Source organism: Shewanella sp. SG44-2 (assembly GCF_014164215.1).
GTDB classification, from domain to species: Bacteria; Pseudomonadota; Gammaproteobacteria; order Enterobacterales; family Shewanellaceae; genus Shewanella; species Shewanella frigidimarina.
In genome coordinates this window covers 1-333 of sequence record NZ_JACJEU010000090.1, presented here as the reverse complement: position 1 = coordinate 333, position 333 = coordinate 1, and the positions used below count along the sequence as shown (strand labels likewise).

Below are 333 nucleotides of genomic sequence, written 5' to 3'. Positions count from 1 at the left end.
TGTTCAACCATCTTAAATATGGTATCCCATAGGGGATTCGAACCCCTGTTACCGCCGTGAAAGGGCGGTGTCCTAGGCCTCTAGACGAATGGGACACATTTGATACGTTATACTCTGTATCGAGTGAATACTCATTGGTGTCTGTAGGCTAAACACCAGTGCTATATAGATCATCAAACATTTTTTCTAAAACAATAGTTTCGAATCATGTTCAACCATCTTAAATATGGTATCCCATAGGGGATTCGAACCCCTGTTACCGCCGTGAAAGGGCGGTGTCCTAGGCCTCTAGACGAATGGGACACATTTGATACGTTATACTCTGTATCGAGT

The 333-nt window shown here is 43.5% G+C and carries 2 tRNA genes; both read right to left on the bottom strand.

Going from position 1 to position 333, the window contains the following annotated elements:
- Positions 1-19: 19 nt before the first annotated feature.
- Positions 20-95, bottom strand: a tRNA-Glu gene (locus H5181_RS20410).
- A 132-nt stretch (positions 96-227) separates the two neighbouring features.
- Positions 228-303: transfer RNA gene (locus tag H5181_RS20405), tRNA-Glu, on the bottom strand.
- Positions 304-333: the final 30 nt, after the last annotated feature.